14 protein-coding genes are annotated in these 16,205 nt (G+C 60.6%); 6 read left to right on the top strand and 8 right to left on the bottom strand.

What is annotated here, in order from left to right:
* The first annotated feature begins 110 nt into the window (after positions 1 to 110).
* Together DYI22_RS02720 and DYI22_RS02715 are read left to right on the top strand one after the other, a co-directional pair.
* Positions 111 to 2,330 carry a DUF1631 domain-containing protein gene (locus DYI22_RS02720; protein WP_213476504.1) on the top strand — a complete coding sequence of 740 codons (2,220 nt, stop codon included), beginning with the start codon at positions 111 to 113 and terminating at the stop codon, positions 2,328 to 2,330.
* Positions 2,331 to 2,367: 37 nt separating this feature from the next.
* Positions 2,368 to 3,165 (top strand): TonB family protein, encoded by a 798-nt coding sequence (locus DYI22_RS02715; protein WP_213476503.1) that lies wholly within the window; start codon positions 2,368 to 2,370, stop codon positions 3,163 to 3,165.
* 1 nt (position 3,166) lies between these two features.
* On the opposite strand, the gene grxD is transcribed toward DYI22_RS02715, so the two are convergent.
* Entirely contained in the window at positions 3,167 to 3,493 is a 327-nt protein-coding gene (gene grxD, locus DYI22_RS02710; RefSeq protein ID WP_213476502.1) for a Grx4 family monothiol glutaredoxin, read from the bottom strand.
* 283 nt (positions 3,494 to 3,776) lie between these two features.
* On the opposite strand from grxD, the gene argF reads away from it, so the two are divergent.
* Both argF and DYI22_RS02700 read left to right on the top strand, forming a co-directional pair.
* Positions 3,777 to 4,691 carry an ornithine carbamoyltransferase gene (gene argF / locus DYI22_RS02705; protein WP_213476501.1) on the top strand — a complete coding sequence of 305 codons (915 nt, stop codon included), beginning with the start codon at positions 3,777 to 3,779 and terminating at the stop codon, positions 4,689 to 4,691.
* Positions 4,692 to 4,695: 4 nt separating this feature from the next.
* Entirely contained in the window at positions 4,696 to 5,769 is a 1,074-nt protein-coding gene (locus DYI22_RS02700) for an ABC transporter ATP-binding protein (protein WP_213476500.1), read from the top strand.
* A gap of 8 nt (positions 5,770 to 5,777) precedes the next feature.
* Here the strand turns inward: DYI22_RS02700 and glpK are convergent, their stop codons facing one another.
* From glpK to DYI22_RS02685, 3 genes are all read right to left on the bottom strand, one after another.
* Positions 5,778 to 7,259, bottom strand: a complete 1,482-nt coding sequence (glpK, locus tag DYI22_RS02695; RefSeq protein WP_213476499.1) for a glycerol kinase GlpK — start codon at positions 7,257 to 7,259, stop codon at positions 5,778 to 5,780.
* Between the two features lie 253 nt (positions 7,260 to 7,512).
* Complete coding sequence (locus tag DYI22_RS02690; RefSeq protein WP_213476498.1) at positions 7,513 to 9,096, bottom strand: ATP-binding protein; 1,584 nt, start codon at positions 9,094 to 9,096, stop codon at positions 7,513 to 7,515.
* 70 nt (positions 9,097 to 9,166) lie between these two features.
* Positions 9,167 to 9,904, bottom strand: a complete 738-nt coding sequence (locus DYI22_RS02685) for a response regulator (protein ID WP_213476497.1) — start codon at positions 9,902 to 9,904, stop codon at positions 9,167 to 9,169.
* Positions 9,905 to 10,152: 248 nt separating this feature from the next.
* On the opposite strand from DYI22_RS02685, the gene DYI22_RS02680 reads away from it, so the two are divergent.
* Together DYI22_RS02680 and DYI22_RS02675 are read left to right on the top strand one after the other, a co-directional pair.
* Positions 10,153 to 10,911 (top strand): GNAT family N-acetyltransferase, encoded by a 759-nt coding sequence (locus tag DYI22_RS02680; RefSeq protein ID WP_213476496.1) that lies wholly within the window; start codon positions 10,153 to 10,155, stop codon positions 10,909 to 10,911.
* A gap of 51 nt (positions 10,912 to 10,962) precedes the next feature.
* Complete coding sequence (locus DYI22_RS02675) at positions 10,963 to 11,760, top strand: lysophospholipid acyltransferase family protein (RefSeq protein ID WP_213476495.1); 798 nt, start codon at positions 10,963 to 10,965, stop codon at positions 11,758 to 11,760.
* On the opposite strand, the gene DYI22_RS02670 is transcribed toward DYI22_RS02675, so the two are convergent.
* The 4 genes from DYI22_RS02670 to DYI22_RS02655 all read right to left on the bottom strand — a co-directional run bounded on the left by DYI22_RS02670 (position 11,720) and on the right by DYI22_RS02655 (position 16,128).
* Positions 11,720 to 12,178, bottom strand: a complete 459-nt coding sequence (locus DYI22_RS02670; protein ID WP_213476494.1) for an FKBP-type peptidyl-prolyl cis-trans isomerase — start codon at positions 12,176 to 12,178, stop codon at positions 11,720 to 11,722. The two genes, DYI22_RS02675 and DYI22_RS02670, sit on opposite strands and share 41 nt — an antisense overlap.
* Positions 12,178 to 14,388, bottom strand: a complete 2,211-nt coding sequence (locus DYI22_RS02665; RefSeq protein WP_213476493.1) for an acetyl-CoA hydrolase/transferase C-terminal domain-containing protein — start codon at positions 14,386 to 14,388, stop codon at positions 12,178 to 12,180. The genes DYI22_RS02670 and DYI22_RS02665 overlap by 1 nt, the downstream gene beginning before the upstream one ends.
* A gap of 129 nt (positions 14,389 to 14,517) precedes the next feature.
* Positions 14,518 to 14,835 (bottom strand): hypothetical protein, encoded by a 318-nt coding sequence (locus DYI22_RS02660; RefSeq protein WP_213476492.1) that lies wholly within the window; start codon positions 14,833 to 14,835, stop codon positions 14,518 to 14,520.
* 255 nt (positions 14,836 to 15,090) lie between these two features.
* Positions 15,091 to 16,128 (bottom strand): NADP(H)-dependent aldo-keto reductase, encoded by a 1,038-nt coding sequence (locus DYI22_RS02655; protein ID WP_213476491.1) that lies wholly within the window; start codon positions 16,126 to 16,128, stop codon positions 15,091 to 15,093.
* Positions 16,129 to 16,205: the final 77 nt, after the last annotated feature.

Genomic DNA, 16,205 nt, shown 5'->3' with positions numbered 1-16,205 from the left:
CATTTAGACGTATTACCAAACGTAAAAATGCGGTAGATTTAACCGATAATCAGAACACAAGGCAGTAAGCTCGGTCATGTATCCGGTTGAGGCGTAAACAGGAGTCGGCCATGAATAAGCAGTCCGGCATACATTATATCCGCGAGCACAGGGAGGCAGGGAGTTCCCGGCCAGTGCCGGCGGAGGTGAGCCGCATTCGCGACACAGTGGTTGCCGGGCTTGGCGACCTGCTGCAGGGCGCTTTTGATGCGGTGGATGACTCGTTGTTCGAGTTAGCCAATAATGCCCGCAGCAACAACGAACAGAACCGTTATTTTGAGGCGATGCGGGAAATCCGCATCAAGCGCAAGGGCGTCGAGCGGCACTTCCAGGATGCAGTCGCCCAATACTTTTCCAACCCGCCGCGCAGTGGCCATTCCGACGATGCCCAGCAAGCCGCCTCTCCGTCAGCGGACAGCCTCGCTCTGGTTGGCGACGACGACCTGGAAGAACAGGTAGCTCTTAACGCCATGATTGCCAAGGCAAAAGCCCATTTTCAGGGCCCATTGCTCCAGCTTCAGGCACGATTCAGTGCGGTATACCCCGACGCCAGCGACGAATCCCCGGTCAACCCCATGTCTCCGGAGCACTTGTGCCACGCCTTTACGGAAGCCATTCAGGCGCTCGAGATTCAGATTCGTGAGCGGCTCATCCTGCTGAAACAGTTTGATCGCTACGTGGTGTCCAACCTCGGCATGCTGCTCGATGAAGCCAACCGGATCCTGATTCAGGCCGGCGTCATTCCTAATTTCCGTTACCACGGCAAGACCGGCCAGCAGCGAAGCCGGCCGGAGGCGCCTGATGGCGGCAGTCAGCCCCCTGCCGGCGCGGAAAGTTCCCAGGGTAGCCAGGGCGCCCACAGCGGTGACGACGCCATCTTCGAGCAGATCCGCCACATGCTGTCGCTGCAGCGGGCCAATGCCGGTGCACCATCGCGGGCTTCCGATCCAAATTTTCAAGTCATAGGAGGTGCGGAATTGGTCGCCCTGCTCAGCGCCCTGCCCCAACAACCCGCCGCCACCGCCGGGGAGAACCTGAGTGCCGGCGAACCCGTCACCGTGGATTTGCATCAGGTTGTGGAGCAGCTACTGGCACGCAGCGCAGCGGCCGAGGGAAAAACACCGGCGCTGAACGAGATGGACGAGGACCTGATCAACCTCGTGTCGATGCTGTTCGAGTTCATTCTCGACGATTACAACCTGTCCGCCCCCATTCAGGTGCTGATCAGCCGGCTGCAGATCCCCATTCTCAAGGTCGTGATCAAAGACAAGAGTTTCTTCAGCCGCGCCACTCACCCTGCACGGCGCCTGCTGAACTCGCTGGCCCGTGCCGGCATCGGCTGGAGCGACAGCGACGAAAAGACCCGGGACAAACTTTACGACCAGATCCACACCATCGTGCAAAGAATTCTGAACGAGTTTGATGGCGATCTGACCCTGTTTGAAACCCTTGGCGAAGAATTCGAACAGTATCTGGCGAGGGAGAACCGCAAAGCGTCGCTGGTGGAACAGCGGACGCGGGAATCCGAGCGCGGTCGCATCAAATCCCAGAAAGCCCAGGAAACAGTGGATCAGGTGTTGCAGGAGAAAATCGGTCGTTACCGCCTCCCGGAATCGATCCGCGGCATCCTGTTGAATGGCTGGAGCCGGGTCATGTTTCTCGCTTATCTGCGGGACGATGTGGAACATCGCTGGCAGGAATCCGTTCGCGTCGTGGATGACCTGATCTGGTGCCTGCATCCCCATCAGGAAGATGAAGAGCGGGATCAATGGGTCCGCGTGGTTCCGGGCCTGATCAAGTCACTTCGCGCCGGACTGGAGGAGGTCTCCTACAACTCCTCCAAGCTGGACGAAATGATGGGCGAGCTCAAACACGAACTTACCCAGGCGTTCCGCGCTAACGCCCTGGCCGAAGCGCAGGAAGACGCGCCGGACACGGACAGCACCGGGATGCCCGAAGCCACGCCACAAACCGCTATCCAGCGCGAACAGCAGCTGGAAGACGCGGCGATTGCCGAGTACGTGGCCCAGATTGATAGCATCGCCATCGGCAACTGGGTGGAGTTCAATCTGGTCAACGGCGCCAGCTTCCGCTGCAAACTGTCAGCCATCATCGACGAGGCCGATTGCTTCGTCTTTGTGAACCGCATGGGGCTCAAGGTCATCGAAAAGAGCCGCACGGAACTGGCCCATGAAATGCGGCGCGGCCGGTTGACCGTGCTGGAGCAGGGTGCCTTGATTGACCGGGCACTGGATGCTGTCGTCGGAAGCCTCCGCAGCAAGGCCGGGTAGCCCGGCCACTGCCCTCTCCCGGAGCACCTGACGGACCATGTTCGACCCTGGCAGCACCGCAAGCCCACCGGCGCAGTATCGCATAGCGCTGGCCGTTTCGCTGGCGCTTCTGGTACATACCCTGGTTCTGTCAGCCCTGCCGTTACTGTTCGAGCGCAGCGAACCGGTTAACTCTACCCTGACGGTAGAGCTTGTCTCTCCGGGCCAGCGTCCGGCCCCGCAGACGCCGGCAGACGCCGGCCCGCAAAGCGAGCCGCCCCCCGAGCGGAACCCGGAGTTTGACTTAGCGCCACGCCCGGCCACAGTGCCGACGCCGACATCAGCCCGCGCCTCCAAACCAGACACTGCCTCACCGGCGCCGGTACCAACCGCGCCAAGCCCGCCAGCCCCCTCAACTCAACAGCCTACAGCGCAGGCGCCCAATTCCACAGCAAGCGCCAGAAACTCAGCGCCGGCCACTGCCGGCGTGCCGACGACGCCTGAAACCGAGGCTGCGCCCGCAGACATTACCCGAATCACCCGCTCACCAGCGGAAACCGATGACTATATTGTCAGCCTTGCCACGCGGATTGCCGGCGAACTGAAACGCAGCCGTATTCGGGCCGTGCATGCACTAACGCAGCCTGTGGCTATGGAGGTGGAGTTGCAGTTGATGCAAAGCGGTGTGCTGACGCGGGCCAGAGTTATTCGCTCCAGCGGCGTGGACGAAATTGATGCGGCGGCTTACAGGGCGGCTCTTGCAGCCAGCCCCTATCAGCAGGTGCCTGACAACGAAGAGCGCACGCGCTTCCGGGTCGAACTGGTGTTCTCCCCGGAGCGCAAGGCGGGATCCTAGATCAGGCTTCCGCCTGCTTGGCAGCGTCCTTGACTACCTGAGCCAGCTCGCCGCTTTCAGACATCTCCAGAACGATATCGCAGCCGCCGACCAGCTCGCCATTGACGTACAGCTGCGGGTAGGTGGGCCAGCTGGAGTAAACCTTCAGGGCTTCGCGAAGCTCCTGATTGTCCAGGATGTTTACGAACGCAAATCGCTCGCCGCAGGCCATCAGAGCCTGAACGGTTTTTGCCGAGAAACCGCACTGGGGAGCCTGCGGTGTACCCTTCATATACAGAATGACCGGGTTGTCCGCGAGTTGGCTCTTGATGGTTTCGTTGATGTCCATGAACACTCACCTCTGATTGGAAACGGGATTGCCACGCGGCAATATACCTGGGGCTATTGTACACGGGGCACAACTCGGTCACCAAACTCCGGCGCCGAGACAATCCACCCACCGGCCCCACGCCGTTGTCTTCAACTGCCTGAAGGGCTAGACTTGGGCTCCTGTCTTCCAGGCAGCCAGCGCAGCTCCCGTCACGTTCACACGCCGGTGCGGTTCTTCCGCATCCCGGGGCGTTGTTGTTTGTTCGGTGCGGCAGGGTTTCCGTTTGATAAAGGGCCAGAACATGGCAGCACGACACTTTCTGACATTGAATGACTTGGCCTCCGGCGAGCTGGAGAGCCTGCTGGATCATGCCAGCAAGCTCCGCAAGGAGTGGCGCAGTGGCGTCACCCGGGACACCCTGAAGAACCGGGTGCTGGCCATGATCTTCGAGAAATCATCCACCCGTACCCGGGTGTCCTTCGAAGCCGGCATGACTCAGCTTGGCGGCGCCGCCCTGTTCCTGTCCCCGCGGGACACCCAGCTGGGTCGCGGCGAACCCATCGAAGACTCCGCCGTCGTCATTTCCAGCATGGTGGATGCGGTGATGATCCGCACCTTTGCCCACGCAACCGTGGAACGGTTCGCTGGCGCTTCGCGGGTGCCGGTCATCAATGCCCTTACCGACGACTTCCACCCCTGCCAGTTGCTGGCCGACATGCAGACCTACCGTGAGCACCGCGGCAGTATCCGCGGCGCCACGGTGACCTGGGTGGGCGACGGCAACAATATGTGCCACTCCTACATCAATGCGGCCACCCAGTTCGGCTTCAATCTCCGCGTGGCCTGTCCGGAAGGCTACGAGCCCAGCGAAGCACTGGTCCAGGAACACCGGGACCGCGTGAGCATCGTTCGTGATCCGGCGGAAGCCGCCCGCGGCGCCCATCTGCTGGTTACCGACGTATGGGCCTCCATGGGTCAGGAAGATGAACAGAAAGCTCGTGAACAGGCGTTCCGCGGCTATCAGATCAACCCCGGGCTGCTGCAACTGGCCGACAAGGATGCACTGTTCATGCACTGCCTGCCCGCTCATCGTGGCGAAGAAATCTCCGCTGACATGATGGAGCATGCAAGCTCCGTGGTCTGGGACGAAGCAGAAAACCGGTTGCATGCCCAGAAAGCGCTGCTGGAATTTCTGATGCTCAACCGGCTGGACTGACCGCATGAGCCAACACGCCCCCCCGGCCGTAGACTGGCTGCTGGAAGTCAACAACCTCTCCTGCGGCTACGGTGATGGCTCCGTGGTCAAAGACGTCAGTTTTGCCCTCGGTCACGGCGATATCGGCTGCCTGCTCGGTCCCAGTGGCTGTGGCAAAAGCACCATCCTGCGAGCCCTGGCGGGCTTTCTGCCCCTCAGTGCCGGTGAGATCTCTTTGCAATCCCAGTCGATCAGCCTGCCCGGCCGAACTCTGGCACCAGAGAAACGCCGGATCGGCATGGTGTTTCAGGACTATGCGCTGTTCCCGCACCTGACCATTGCCGACAACGTGGGTTTCGGGCTGCACAAGGAAAGCCGCCAGGAGCGCCGGCAGAAAGTGATGGAACTGCTCCACCTGGTGCACCTGCAGGATCTGGCCGACAACTACCCCCACGAGCTGTCGGGCGGCCAGCAACAGCGGGTGGCCCTGGCCCGGGCACTGGCTCCGGAGCCCACACTGATCCTGCTGGATGAACCGTTCTCGAATCTGGACACCGACCTGCGCCGCCGCCTCAGCCTGGATGTGCGTGAAATTCTCAAGACTCTCGGCATCAGCGGCATTCTGGTCACCCATGACCAGCAGGAAGCGTTCGCCATGTGCGATCAGGTCGCGGTGCTGAAAGACGGCACCATTCAGCAGTGGGATGTGCCCTACAACCTCTACCACGAGCCCGCCAACCGGTTCGTCGCCGGCTTTGTCGGCCAGGGTGGTTTTATCCCCGGCAAGGCACTCGGGCCTGACACCATCGAGTCAGAGCTCGGCATTATTCATGGCAACCGCGCCTACAAATGGGCCGAGGGCACGCTGGTGGACGTTCTGATTCGCCCTGACGACATCGTCTACGATGGGGAATCGGACCTGAAGCCCAAAGTGGTGGAAAAAACCTTTGCCGGCACGTCTACCCTGTACCGCTTCCGCTGTTCCGAAGACACCGAGTTCGAGGCACTGTTCCGCAGCCACCTCGACTTCCACCTGGGCGAACATGTGCCGGTGCGGGTGGAAGCCGATCACCTGATCGCCTTCGAGCGCACCGCCTGAGCCACGCCTCAGTTGTTACAGATGCGTTCCACCGCATCCAGCCAGCCGGCGTACAGCGATTCCCTCAGAGCCGGCTTCATGGCCGGCTCGAAACGCCGGTCACGCTCCCACAAGGCGGAAATATCCTCAAGACTGCGAAATACGCCGGTGTGCAGGCCCGCCAGATAGGCGGCGCCCAGTGCGGTGGTTTCGGTCACGCGCGGACGGTCAACGGTCACGTTGAGAATGTCGGCGAGAAACTGCATGACCCAGTCATTGACCGCCATGCCGCCGTCCACCCGCAATCCCTGCACGCTCGCGCCGTCATTCTGGATCGCGCGGATCAGATCCTTGGTCTGGTAGCACACTGACTGCAGGCCGGCAGTGACAATCTCCGCAATGCCGGTGTCGCGGGTCAGGCCCATGATCGCACCACGGGCATGTGGATCCCAGTGCGGCGCGCCCAATCCGGTAAACGCGGGCACCAGGTACACCGGATTGTCCACGCCCACCTGCTCGGCATGGGCCGTCGATTCGCTGGCGTGGCGGATCAGCCGCAGCCCGTCCCGCAACCATTGCATGGCGGCGCCCGCCACGAAAATGCTGCCTTCCATGGCGTAACAGGGTTTGCCGTTGAGCCGGTAGGCCATCGTGGTGAGCAGCCGGTTCTCCGACCGAAGCGCCTGTTCACCGGTGTTCAGCATCAGAAAACAACCGGTGCCGTAGGTGCTTTTCGCCATACCCGGCTCAAAACACGCCTGGCCGATCAGCGCTGCGTGCTGGTCGCCGGCAATACCTGCCACCGGCACCGAGACACCCAGCCACTTTTCCTCAGTGCGGCCAAAGTCCGCGGCACAATCCATCACCTCCGGCAACAACGCTTTGGGCACCCGGAACAGCCGCAACAGCTCGTCATCCCATTTCTGTTCATGGATATTGAACAGCGCGGTACGAGACGCGTTGGTGGCATCCGTAAGGTGAGACTGGCCGCCGGTGAGATTCCAGAGCAACCAACTGTCGATGGTGCCGAACGTCAGTTCGCCGGCTTCTGCCCTTGCCCTCGCACCGTCGATATTATCCAGAATCCAGGCGATTTTGGTGGCAGAGAAATACGGGTCGATCAGCAGCCCTGTGCGCTCAACCACCGTGTCTTCGTGGCCATCGGTTTTGAGTTTGGTGCAGACCGACGCGGTGCGCCGGTCCTGCCAGACAATGGCATGGTGGATTGGCACGCCGGTCTCGCGGTCCCAGATCACCGTGGTCTCTCGCTGATTGGTGATGCCGATACCCGACAGCCTGGCGGCGTCGATGTCCGCCTGCTGCAACACTTCGCGGCACACCGCCAGGGTACTGTCCCAGATTTCGGTGGCATCGTGCTCCACCCACCCATCACGGGGAAAGTATTGATGGAACTCCTGCTGGGCGACCGCAACACTGGTTCCGGCGTCATCAAACACGATGGCGCGGGAGCTGGTGGTTCCCTGGTCTATAGCGAGTATGTAATCGGGCATTGTCCTGAAGGCTCCGTTGTTTTTTGGTAATTCTAACAGCGGAGAGCGCAGGGAACTGGAAGGACTGCAAAAAAGCATAAAAAAAGGGCCGGAAAAACCGGCCCTCAAATGACGAATGAAACAAGGAAAGTTCGTAAGAACTACAACCTCAAAAGTCATCCCTTACGCTCTGCATTATGGCCAACAGCGCCGGCGGGTTCCGTTGAGGTTGTGTATTCCGATTGTTACAACAAGTGAGGCAGTGAGGCCTGGCTCACACTATGGCGGCGTCCGGCTTCTTGCGGGGCCACACCAGACTGAAACGCGCACCACCGAGGGTGTCGCTGCGGCTGACGAATGCCTGACCACCATGCCAGTACAGTATGCGGCGGACAATGGATAACCCGAGGCCATAGCCGCCTGAGGTGCGGGTTCGGCTGTCATCGAGCCGGGCAAACGCAGTGAATACCTTTTCCCAGTCTTCTTCGGGAATGCCGGGGCCATCGTCTTCCACATCAATCCGGCAGTTGTCCTCATCAAAATGGCAGTTCACGACCACCTTGCCGTTGGCATAGCGCCCGGCGTTGCCTACCAGGTTCTGGATAGCGCGATGGAGGTAACGGGGCTCGACGTCGGACAGCCCCCAGCGCTCGGACTCGCTGTCAATATTGGCGGAAATCGTCAACGCCGGGCGCACCAGCTGCTGTTCCCCGACAACCTGGCGAACAATATCCGTAACCGAGGTTTCCTGCAGAGAAAACACCGGGCCACCCTGCTCCAGACGCGCGTAGGTCAGTATTTCATCGATCAGTTCGTCCAGCTCCTGGATGTCTCCGTCGATGCCGTCCAGCTGCTTCTGCAGGGCTTCCGGGCTGGAGGCACTTTCGATCATCTGCACGCCAAAGCGAATACGGGCGACCGGCGTTCGGAGCTCGTGGGACACCGCGTGGATCATTTCCCGCTGGACACCGACCAGTCGCTGGATATGCTCGGCCATACCATTGAAGGCCGCGGCCAGCCGAGACACCAGTTTGCTGTCACCGGCATCCACGCGGGCCCCCATTTCTCCGCGGGCGATACGCACGGCCACCGACTCTACCGCCCGCAAATTGCTGTCCACATCCCGCAGGGCGAGATACAGCGCCAGCGCCAGTACGCCACCACTGACCGCCATCAGCAGTAACACCACCGGCCAGGCCCAGCTGCGGAAGGGGGGCGGCAGGGACAGATCGATCAACGACCCGTCCTGCAGACGGATCAGCACGCTGGCACGCCCGCCCGTCTTGTGGCGGTACCAGGCGAGCCCACGTTCCGAGACGCGATCAAGCACTTCCGCCTCAGGCACGCGGTCGGGATCGCGCACCGGCGACAAGGAAACCTGCAGCGCAGCCTCCAGCCGGTTCCTCACCTGCTCCCGACGCTCTTCCTGTTGCCCGGCAACTTCATCAAGGTGCCAACGGGCAATCAGTGCCACCGCCTCGGCCACATCCCGGTAGGGGTCCCGCAAGCGCACGTCCAGAATAGCGCCATCTTCGCGCTGCACCAGAACCTGCAGCCCGATGGCCGAGTCCCGGGCGACCACCTGGCCGTAGCTGAGCCGCTCCCGGGCTACTGACGACAACGCCAGATCATCGGGTGGAGACACCCGGAAATCGTACAGGGAGGATAACCAGTGATATTGCTGCAGCGGAGCCGGGGCGGCAGCAAGCCAGCGCATCAGCGGTTCAGGGTAACGCTCATGCCAGAACTGCTGACGGACGGAATTGATCCCGGTGAATAGCGCCGCGCAAAGCAGCAGCACCAAAAAGGTGAGACCGATCAGACGAAGGTACAGCTTGAGGAAAAACTTCAGGGGCATTGCATTAACCCGGGCAACGAACGCCGGCCCCGCCACGGTAACGGGAAGGCCAGCGCCGGAGGCTGTTGGTTCAGGCTTCTTTTACAAAAAGGTAGCCTTTGCTGCGAACCGTCTTGATGCGCCGGGGATGGATCGGATCGTCACCAATCTTGGGCCGGATTCGGGAAACCCGGACATCGATCGAACGGTCCTGTCCGTCGTACTCTATACCCCGCAGGGCCGTGAAAATTTCTTCACGGCTCAGCACCCGCCCGGCGTTGCTGGCCAGCAGCCAGAGCAAATCAAATTCGGCGCTGGTCAGATCGATGCTGTCGTCGTTCAGCCAGGCTTCGCGCATGGACCGATCGACCACCAGATCATTGAACTGCAGCCGGACCGGCTCTTCCCCGCTGGCCGCGGCGCCTTCGTTCTGCGCTCCCTCGGTGATCCGCCGCAGCATGGCACGGATGCGGGCCAGCAACACCCGGGGCTTGACCGGTTTGCCGATGTAATCATCCGCACCCATCTCTAGCCCCAGCACCTGGTCAAGGTCGTCCGTGCGAGCGGTCAGCATGATGATCGGCCCCTGATAAAATGGCCTTACGCGGCGGCAGATAGACAGGCCATCTTCCCCCGGCAGCATTAGATCCAGAACAACCAGGTCAGGCTGCTCGTTGCGGATGCGCTCGACTGCCTGGCCACCATGGGTTTCCAGAGTGACCGTCAGGCCGTTGCTCTCCAGATATTCCCGCGTCAGCTCTGCCAGCCGTTCGTCATCCTCGACAATGAGAATTCGCCAACTTTCGTTTGTTTGTTCCACGCCGTCCATCTCTGATTTTGTTATTCCGGTTTCAGAAGAAGCATTCAATTCCTGACAATACAGGCAACCTGCTGTAACAGCAATTATACATGCTATTCAGAAATATACATGGAACGGGCATGCCGTTACAGCCAGTGACACAGCCGGGAACCCCCACAATAGATAACGGACTGTCATAAACTCGTCATTGCGGGTTCATTTCCCTGTCACACCGGCTTCATAGCCTTGACTGGAAATGGCAACAACGAGACAAGGTCATGAGCGCACAATCCGTTCCCGCCACCCGCCCAACCCGCAAACTGAAGGCCGGCATCACCAACGATCCGGCAACCGTGGAAGCAGCGCAGCGCTTGCGTTACCGGGTTTTCTCCGAGGAGTACGATTCCGATCTCGGCGCTGACACGCCCGGCATCGACGCCGACAACTTTGACCGCCACTGTGACCATCTGGTGGTAACGGATGAGACTACCGGCGCGCTTGTCGCAACCACACGGGTCCTTCATCAGAATAAGGTGGCCCGCACCGGTGGGTTCTATTCCGAGGGGGAGTTCGAGCTCGACGCCTTTTACCAGTTGAGCGGCAACATCGCCGAACTGGGACGAACCTGCGTGCACCCTGAGTACCGCAACGGCGCCACCATCACCCTGTTATGGGCAACCCTGGCGGAGTACCTGGTGAAACACGACGTTCAGTACCTGATCGGCTGCGCCAGCATCAGCATGGCCGATGGCGGCCTGAAGGCCTGGAACATCGCCCGCTACCTTCAGCGCGAATTCATGGCAGATCAGGCCTTTCGCGTTACCCCGCGGCGTGAACTTCCCCATCTGGCTCACCCGGTCGCGGTGGACCGGCCGGTTGATGTCCCGGCGCTGATCCGGGCCTACATGCGGCTGGGTGCGCGGGTATGCGGCGAACCTTGCTGGGACCCGGAGTTCCGTTGTGCCGACGTACTTGTGGTTCTGGAAGTGAGCCGACTCGCCTCCCGCTACAGCCGGCACTTTATGGGCCGCGTCTGAGTTGCCGCCGCCTTCACACCGCCGGTTTTGCTGAATCAGGAGCGACTAACTATGGGTAATTTGCGTTTGGGCCTGCGACTGGCGCTGTTTAGCGGGTTTCTGGTGATTACCGGCCTGATAGCGACGGCCTGCCTTGCACTGGAACTCATCACCCGACAATCGATCAATCGGGCGCCGATTGCCCGCTTCTGCTTTGATTACGCCGGTCGCTGCCTCGGCTTCCGCACCCGTTTTGAAGGCCAGCCGGCCTCGGGTCCGGTGCTGTTTGTCAGCAATCACGTGTCCTGGTCGGACATCCCGGTGCTTGGCGGGCGCGCGCCCCTGCGATTTCTGTCGAAGGCGGAAGTGGCCCGCTGGCCGGTGATTGGCTGGCTGGCCCGCCAGGCCGGCACCCTGTTCATTACCCGGGGCGGCGGCCGGGCCGGCGAAATCAGGGCCGAGATTGCCAGCGCCCTGACCGCTGGCCAGTCCGTGCTGGTATTCCCGGAGGGCACCACCAGCAGCGGATTGACCGTTTTGCCATTTCACGGCCGTCTGCTACAGGCGGCGGCCGATGCGGGCGTTGCCATCCAGCCGATCAGCATTGCCTACACACGGAACGGTCAGCCGGATCACCTCGCCCCTTTCACCGGTGACGACGAATTCCAGCAGCACCTGCCACGAATGTTGCGACACCCGGCGGTCGATGTGACCGTTCTGTTTCACTCCCCCCAGAAAGTCTCCGCCGACCAGAGCTGGCACGATGTGGCGGAAGGCCTGCGGGAGACCGTTGCCACGGGCGTGCAACGGATTTACCAGGCCCGACGCCTCAATACAGCGGACGCCCCTGAGCAACTTCCTCTTCGGTAGCCTCCCGCTTACCCACAATCTCCAGGTCGAAGTAGAGGGTGAACCCCGCCAGCGGATGGTTGGCATCCACTTTGACCAGATTGCCGTCGATGCCCACCACCTGGACAATCTGGGCGTTGTCGCCGGTGTTGGTCTGGAATTTCATGCCAACTTCGAGGTTTTCTATGCCCTCGAACATGGATTTCGGCACCGTGCGGATCAGTTCGGGGTTGTGTTCGCCGTATGCCATGGACGGCGGTACGGTCACCTCCAGACAGTCCCCTACATTCCGCTCCTTTACCGCCTCCTGAATGCCGGCGATGATGCCCGGGCTACCGTACAGGAAATGCAGCGGCTCGCTACCTTCCGAGGTATCGACAAGCTCTCCGATCTTGTTCTTCAGGACATAATGAACGGTAAACACATCAGGTTTTTGCATCAGCTCTCTTGGTTTCCTGTATCCGGTTGCGTGTCGGTCTGGCGCAGGCCATGAATCACCAGGCGCTGTTCCAGCTTCGCTTTCAGCCCGCGCGGCTCGGCAAGCCCCATGCGTTCCAGCAGGGAAGCGTAACGCCCGCTCTCGTCTTTTTCGCGCAGTGCCCGCCATAACGTGACCAGTTTACCACGGGGGGTGGCGGTTGCGGCCTTCAGGGACTTGAGCGCTTTACCCAGTGTCAGTTCCTCGTCGGTAAAGTCGCGACCGAAGGGAAACGGTGGAAACAGGTCATCCTGACCCGCCACGGTCATCGCCTTGCGGACGGCTTCCGGCGCGTTATTGCCCCACTCGGGCGGCAACCGGAAATCCCGGGCGACCTTGCCCGCCTTTTTGGCCTGGTCCAGCAGCGCCTGCTGGAACCGGGAATCGGCAATGCGGATCAGCCGCAGATACACCTGCTCATCCGGCTGACCACGCAGATCCGCAATACCGTACTCGGTAATCACAATGTCCCGCAGGTGCCTGGGAATGGTGCAATGGCCATAGCTGAACACGATATTGGACACCGTATCGCCGCCAGACTGGCGTGTGCTGCGCAGGGTCAGTATGGAACGGGCGCCGGGCAGCTCATGGGCCATCGCCACAAAGTTATACTGCCCGCCGACACCGCTGACCACACGGCCATCATCAAGACCGTCGGATACCGCCGCGCCGCTGAGGGTATACATCATGGTCGAATTGATGAACCGGCCGTGCACCCGCTGGGCCGCTTTCAGCCGCTGATTGCCAAACTCGTGGTCGTACAGATGGTTGATGTAATTCACGCTGGTCATGCAGATGCGTTCGCGCTGCTGTTGCGGAAGCTCCCGTAGCGACTGGTAGAACGCTTCCGGCCCCACATAGAAGCCGCCATGCATCACGATACCGCCGGTCAAACGGTCGCCAAGCGCCAGCGCCTGGATGGCCTCGCGGGATTCCTCGTGGCCCAGATCGGCATCCAGAGACTGCTCCCCCACCGTAAGCCGGCCACCCTTGAACTCCACATCACCGCGTAACACGCCAAGCCGCCTCAACCAGCGCACATCACGGGCGCGCAATGGCGAATCGATGAGCTTCTCGCGGTACAGGACATCAAGAGTATCCAGAGACACCTCGCTGCCAATGACGCCGCGATTGATCAGCTCCTGCAGGGCGGCATGGTCGTATACCTCGCGGGTGAGCACGCCGGCCTCGAGCAGGTAATAGAAGCCGTCGACCATCATTTCACTGCAGCCGTACAGCCCCTCGCTGAATGGCTCCGTGCCGCCCACGTCGGCCACCACGGGAAACCGCTCAGCAACATTCAGGTCGCGGAATACCGTTTGCCAGCGCTCGTTGTGCTGGTGACGCAGAATCGCACTGTGCACCAGCGCCGCCCCCAAGGAGCCGATACCTACCTGTAGCGTGCCGCCGTCTTTCAGTAGCGCACTGGCGTAAAAGCCGATCAGATGCTCTTCCGGGCTGACCGCCATTTGCGGCGCCGAGAACAGCGGGTAATCCGTGCCGGGATCATCCAGCACGATATCGAACCGGGCTTCATCAACAGCGGCATGTTGCGCCATGAACGGCATATTGCCGTTAAGTTCCGCCAGTAGGGCCACCGGTGTGCCCTCGGCCTCCCGTGCGCGCATCAACGGCAGAAGATCCAGTGTCAGATCCGGGTTGGAACTCAGGCTGACCTGCCCCGGCAGGCCGTGGTCGGCGCCCGGAGCCACCATCTGCCCGACCACGTTCACGCCCAGCGCCATCAGGTCGCGAACCGCGTGGGTGTAATTGGTACAGACGTAGTTGCGCTGCTGGTCGGTGTTATTGAGATAGGACCCGGCCTTGAAGAAAAATTCCGACACCCTGACGTTGTCCGGCAAACGATTGGCACTGACGTCACGGGCGTAGGCCAGTTCAGGGATACGACCGTAAAGACGTTCGGTAAAGGGCCCGAGGAATCGCTTTTCCAGCGACGAGCTGCCCGCCGGTGCCAGCAGAGACAACGCAGTGACGATGTGAAGATTGAGGGTGGGATCGTCCTTGGCCCGCTGATACAGCGCATTCACGAAACGAACCGGCTTTCCGAGCCCGAGCGGCAGCCCCAGGGTGATGTTTTTACCGACCCGCTCAATGACGGCGTCGACACAGGCACTGGTGTCACTCAGACGTAGCGGCGCGTCTGCGGCCATATCCATACTCCTTTATAACCTTGAAAAGGGTTCCGGAGTGGATAATCACATGACAGGTAGTTACAGGCAATGCGTCCGGCCAGTAATTCGGCGGGCTCGCTGGGAATCAGCGTGGGAAAGGAGGCAGTCTCAGAAATTCCATTTAAGGTTCAGCGCGGCGCCTTCATCAAGCAGCGCCACACCATGGTCGGGCTGCGCAGGGTCCGACGCATAGCGCTTTTCGTCGTGCTCAGCGCGGACCAGGCCAAGACTGAGCAACCGGGAACCGATCTCTGACATCGCGTCTTGCGCATTGTTGTCATCGAATTCGCCGGCCATCTGTTCCTGAAGCTCGTATACGTCTTCAGCGATGACTTCATCCGCGATGACCCGCTCGCCGGCTTCAGCGCGTACGACAAATGCGACCATGTTGAGCGCCAGCAGCGCTACGAAAATACGGATAATCATGATACTTCTGACGACCTTTATTGTTTGCGCGAAATTCTACGTTCGTATAGGGCTAAAGTCTAACGAATAACGGCACGAAAGATGTGAATCTGCACACAATAAAGTCGATTTTTTGTCACTGATTTAACATTTATTTGTCAATTTATAGTTAAGCTTGTTTCACTTTGTTAACGCACCCTCTGGCGACGCGAAGCACCGCGCGGGTTCCAGCGAAATCGCCGTAGCCCACGCGCGTCTGCATACACCCGCTCTAGCTCAGGGGCACGGGTAAGTGTAGCGCTGATGAATGGCCTCAATTGCATGGATCACGTCATCAGCAAGCGTCACCCGGGCCGAACCGACGTTCTCCCGGAGTTGCTCGAGGGTAGTCGCCCCCACGATGTTACTGGTCACAAACTCACGGCTGTTAACCCATGCCAGTGCCAGCTGCACCGGGGACATGCCCAGCTCGTGGGCCAGATCCACGTATGCCCGGGTGGCCGCTTCGCCCTGCTCGCTGTTATATCGGCTGAAGCGCTCGTAAAGGGTCAGCCGTGCTTTGGCCGGCCGCTGGCCGTCAAGGTATTTGCCGGACAGCATGCCAAAAGCCAGCGGCGAGTAAGCCAGCAATCCGGCCTGCTCACGCAGGGAAATCTCTGCCATGCCCACTTCATAGGAACGATTGAGCAGGTTGTAGGGATTCTGGATACTCACCGGCCGTGGCCAGCCGCGCTCGCGGGCCAGCCGAAGATACTCCATGGTGCCCCAGGGCGTTTCGTTAGAGAGCCCGATGTGACGCACCTTGCCTTCCCGTACCAGTTCGTCCAGGGCGGACAGCGTCTCCTCGATGGACGTTGACTGCTCCTGGGGATCATGGGCATAGCCCAGCTTGCCAAAAAAGTTGGTATTGCGGTCCGGCCAATGCACCTGATAAAGGTCGATGTAGTCTGTCTGCAGCCGTCTCAGGCTTTGCTCACAGGCGAGCCGAATGTGATCACGGGTCAGCCGCGGACCGTTGCGCAGGTAAGTCAGGCCGTTGCCGGGGCCCGCCACCTTGGATGCAATTACCAGATCGTCCCGACGACCTCGCGCAGCCAGCCAGTTCCCCAGATACTGCTCGGTCAGCCCCTGGGTTTCCGCCCGCGGCGGCACTGGATACATCTCCGCCGCGTCGATGAAGTTCACCCCTTCAGAAATCGCCATGTCCAGCTGCTGAAACGCTTCCTGCTCGGTATTTTGTTCGCCCCAGGTCATGGTGCCGAGACAGGTCAGGCTGACATCAATATCGGTGTTGCCGAGCTTGCGCTTCTCCATAATAACTCCGGTTGCACTGGTCAAAAGGTAAACAGATTGTCATGGGGCTGTCGCAGAACTGTCACAGCAACTTCCCA

This window comes from Marinobacter lipolyticus (assembly GCF_018424605.1).
GTDB classification, from domain to species: domain Bacteria; phylum Pseudomonadota; class Gammaproteobacteria; order Pseudomonadales; family Oleiphilaceae; genus Marinobacter; species Marinobacter lipolyticus_B.
This window is presented reverse-complemented; position numbering and strand designations above follow the sequence as displayed.

Bases quoted from the DNA above. Each gene is read 5' to 3' on its own strand.
- DYI22_RS02720 (WP_213476504.1), top strand. From the start codon at position 111: ATGAATAAGCAGTCCGGCATACATTATATCCGCGAGCACAGGGAGGCA.
- DYI22_RS02715 (WP_213476503.1), top strand. From the start codon at position 2,368: ATGTTCGACCCTGGCAGCACCGCAAGCCCACCGGCGCAGTATCGCATA.
- grxD (WP_213476502.1), bottom strand. From the start codon at position 3,493: ATGGACATCAACGAAACCATCAAGAGCCAACTCGCGGACAACCCGGTC.
- argF (WP_213476501.1), top strand. From the start codon at position 3,777: ATGGCAGCACGACACTTTCTGACATTGAATGACTTGGCCTCCGGCGAG.
- DYI22_RS02700 (WP_213476500.1), top strand. From the start codon at position 4,696: ATGAGCCAACACGCCCCCCCGGCCGTAGACTGGCTGCTGGAAGTCAAC.
- glpK (WP_213476499.1), bottom strand. From the start codon at position 7,259: ATGCCCGATTACATACTCGCTATAGACCAGGGAACCACCAGCTCCCGC.
- DYI22_RS02690 (WP_213476498.1), bottom strand. From the start codon at position 9,096: ATGCCCCTGAAGTTTTTCCTCAAGCTGTACCTTCGTCTGATCGGTCTC.
- DYI22_RS02685 (WP_213476497.1), bottom strand. From the start codon at position 9,904: ATGGACGGCGTGGAACAAACAAACGAAAGTTGGCGAATTCTCATTGTC.
- DYI22_RS02680 (WP_213476496.1), top strand. From the start codon at position 10,153: ATGAGCGCACAATCCGTTCCCGCCACCCGCCCAACCCGCAAACTGAAG.
- DYI22_RS02675 (WP_213476495.1), top strand. From the start codon at position 10,963: ATGGGTAATTTGCGTTTGGGCCTGCGACTGGCGCTGTTTAGCGGGTTT.
- DYI22_RS02670 (WP_213476494.1), bottom strand. From the start codon at position 12,178: ATGCAAAAACCTGATGTGTTTACCGTTCATTATGTCCTGAAGAACAAG.
- DYI22_RS02665 (WP_213476493.1), bottom strand. From the start codon at position 14,388: ATGGCCGCAGACGCGCCGCTACGTCTGAGTGACACCAGTGCCTGTGTC.
- DYI22_RS02660 (WP_213476492.1), bottom strand. From the start codon at position 14,835: ATGATTATCCGTATTTTCGTAGCGCTGCTGGCGCTCAACATGGTCGCA.
- DYI22_RS02655 (WP_213476491.1), bottom strand. From the start codon at position 16,128: ATGGAGAAGCGCAAGCTCGGCAACACCGATATTGATGTCAGCCTGACC.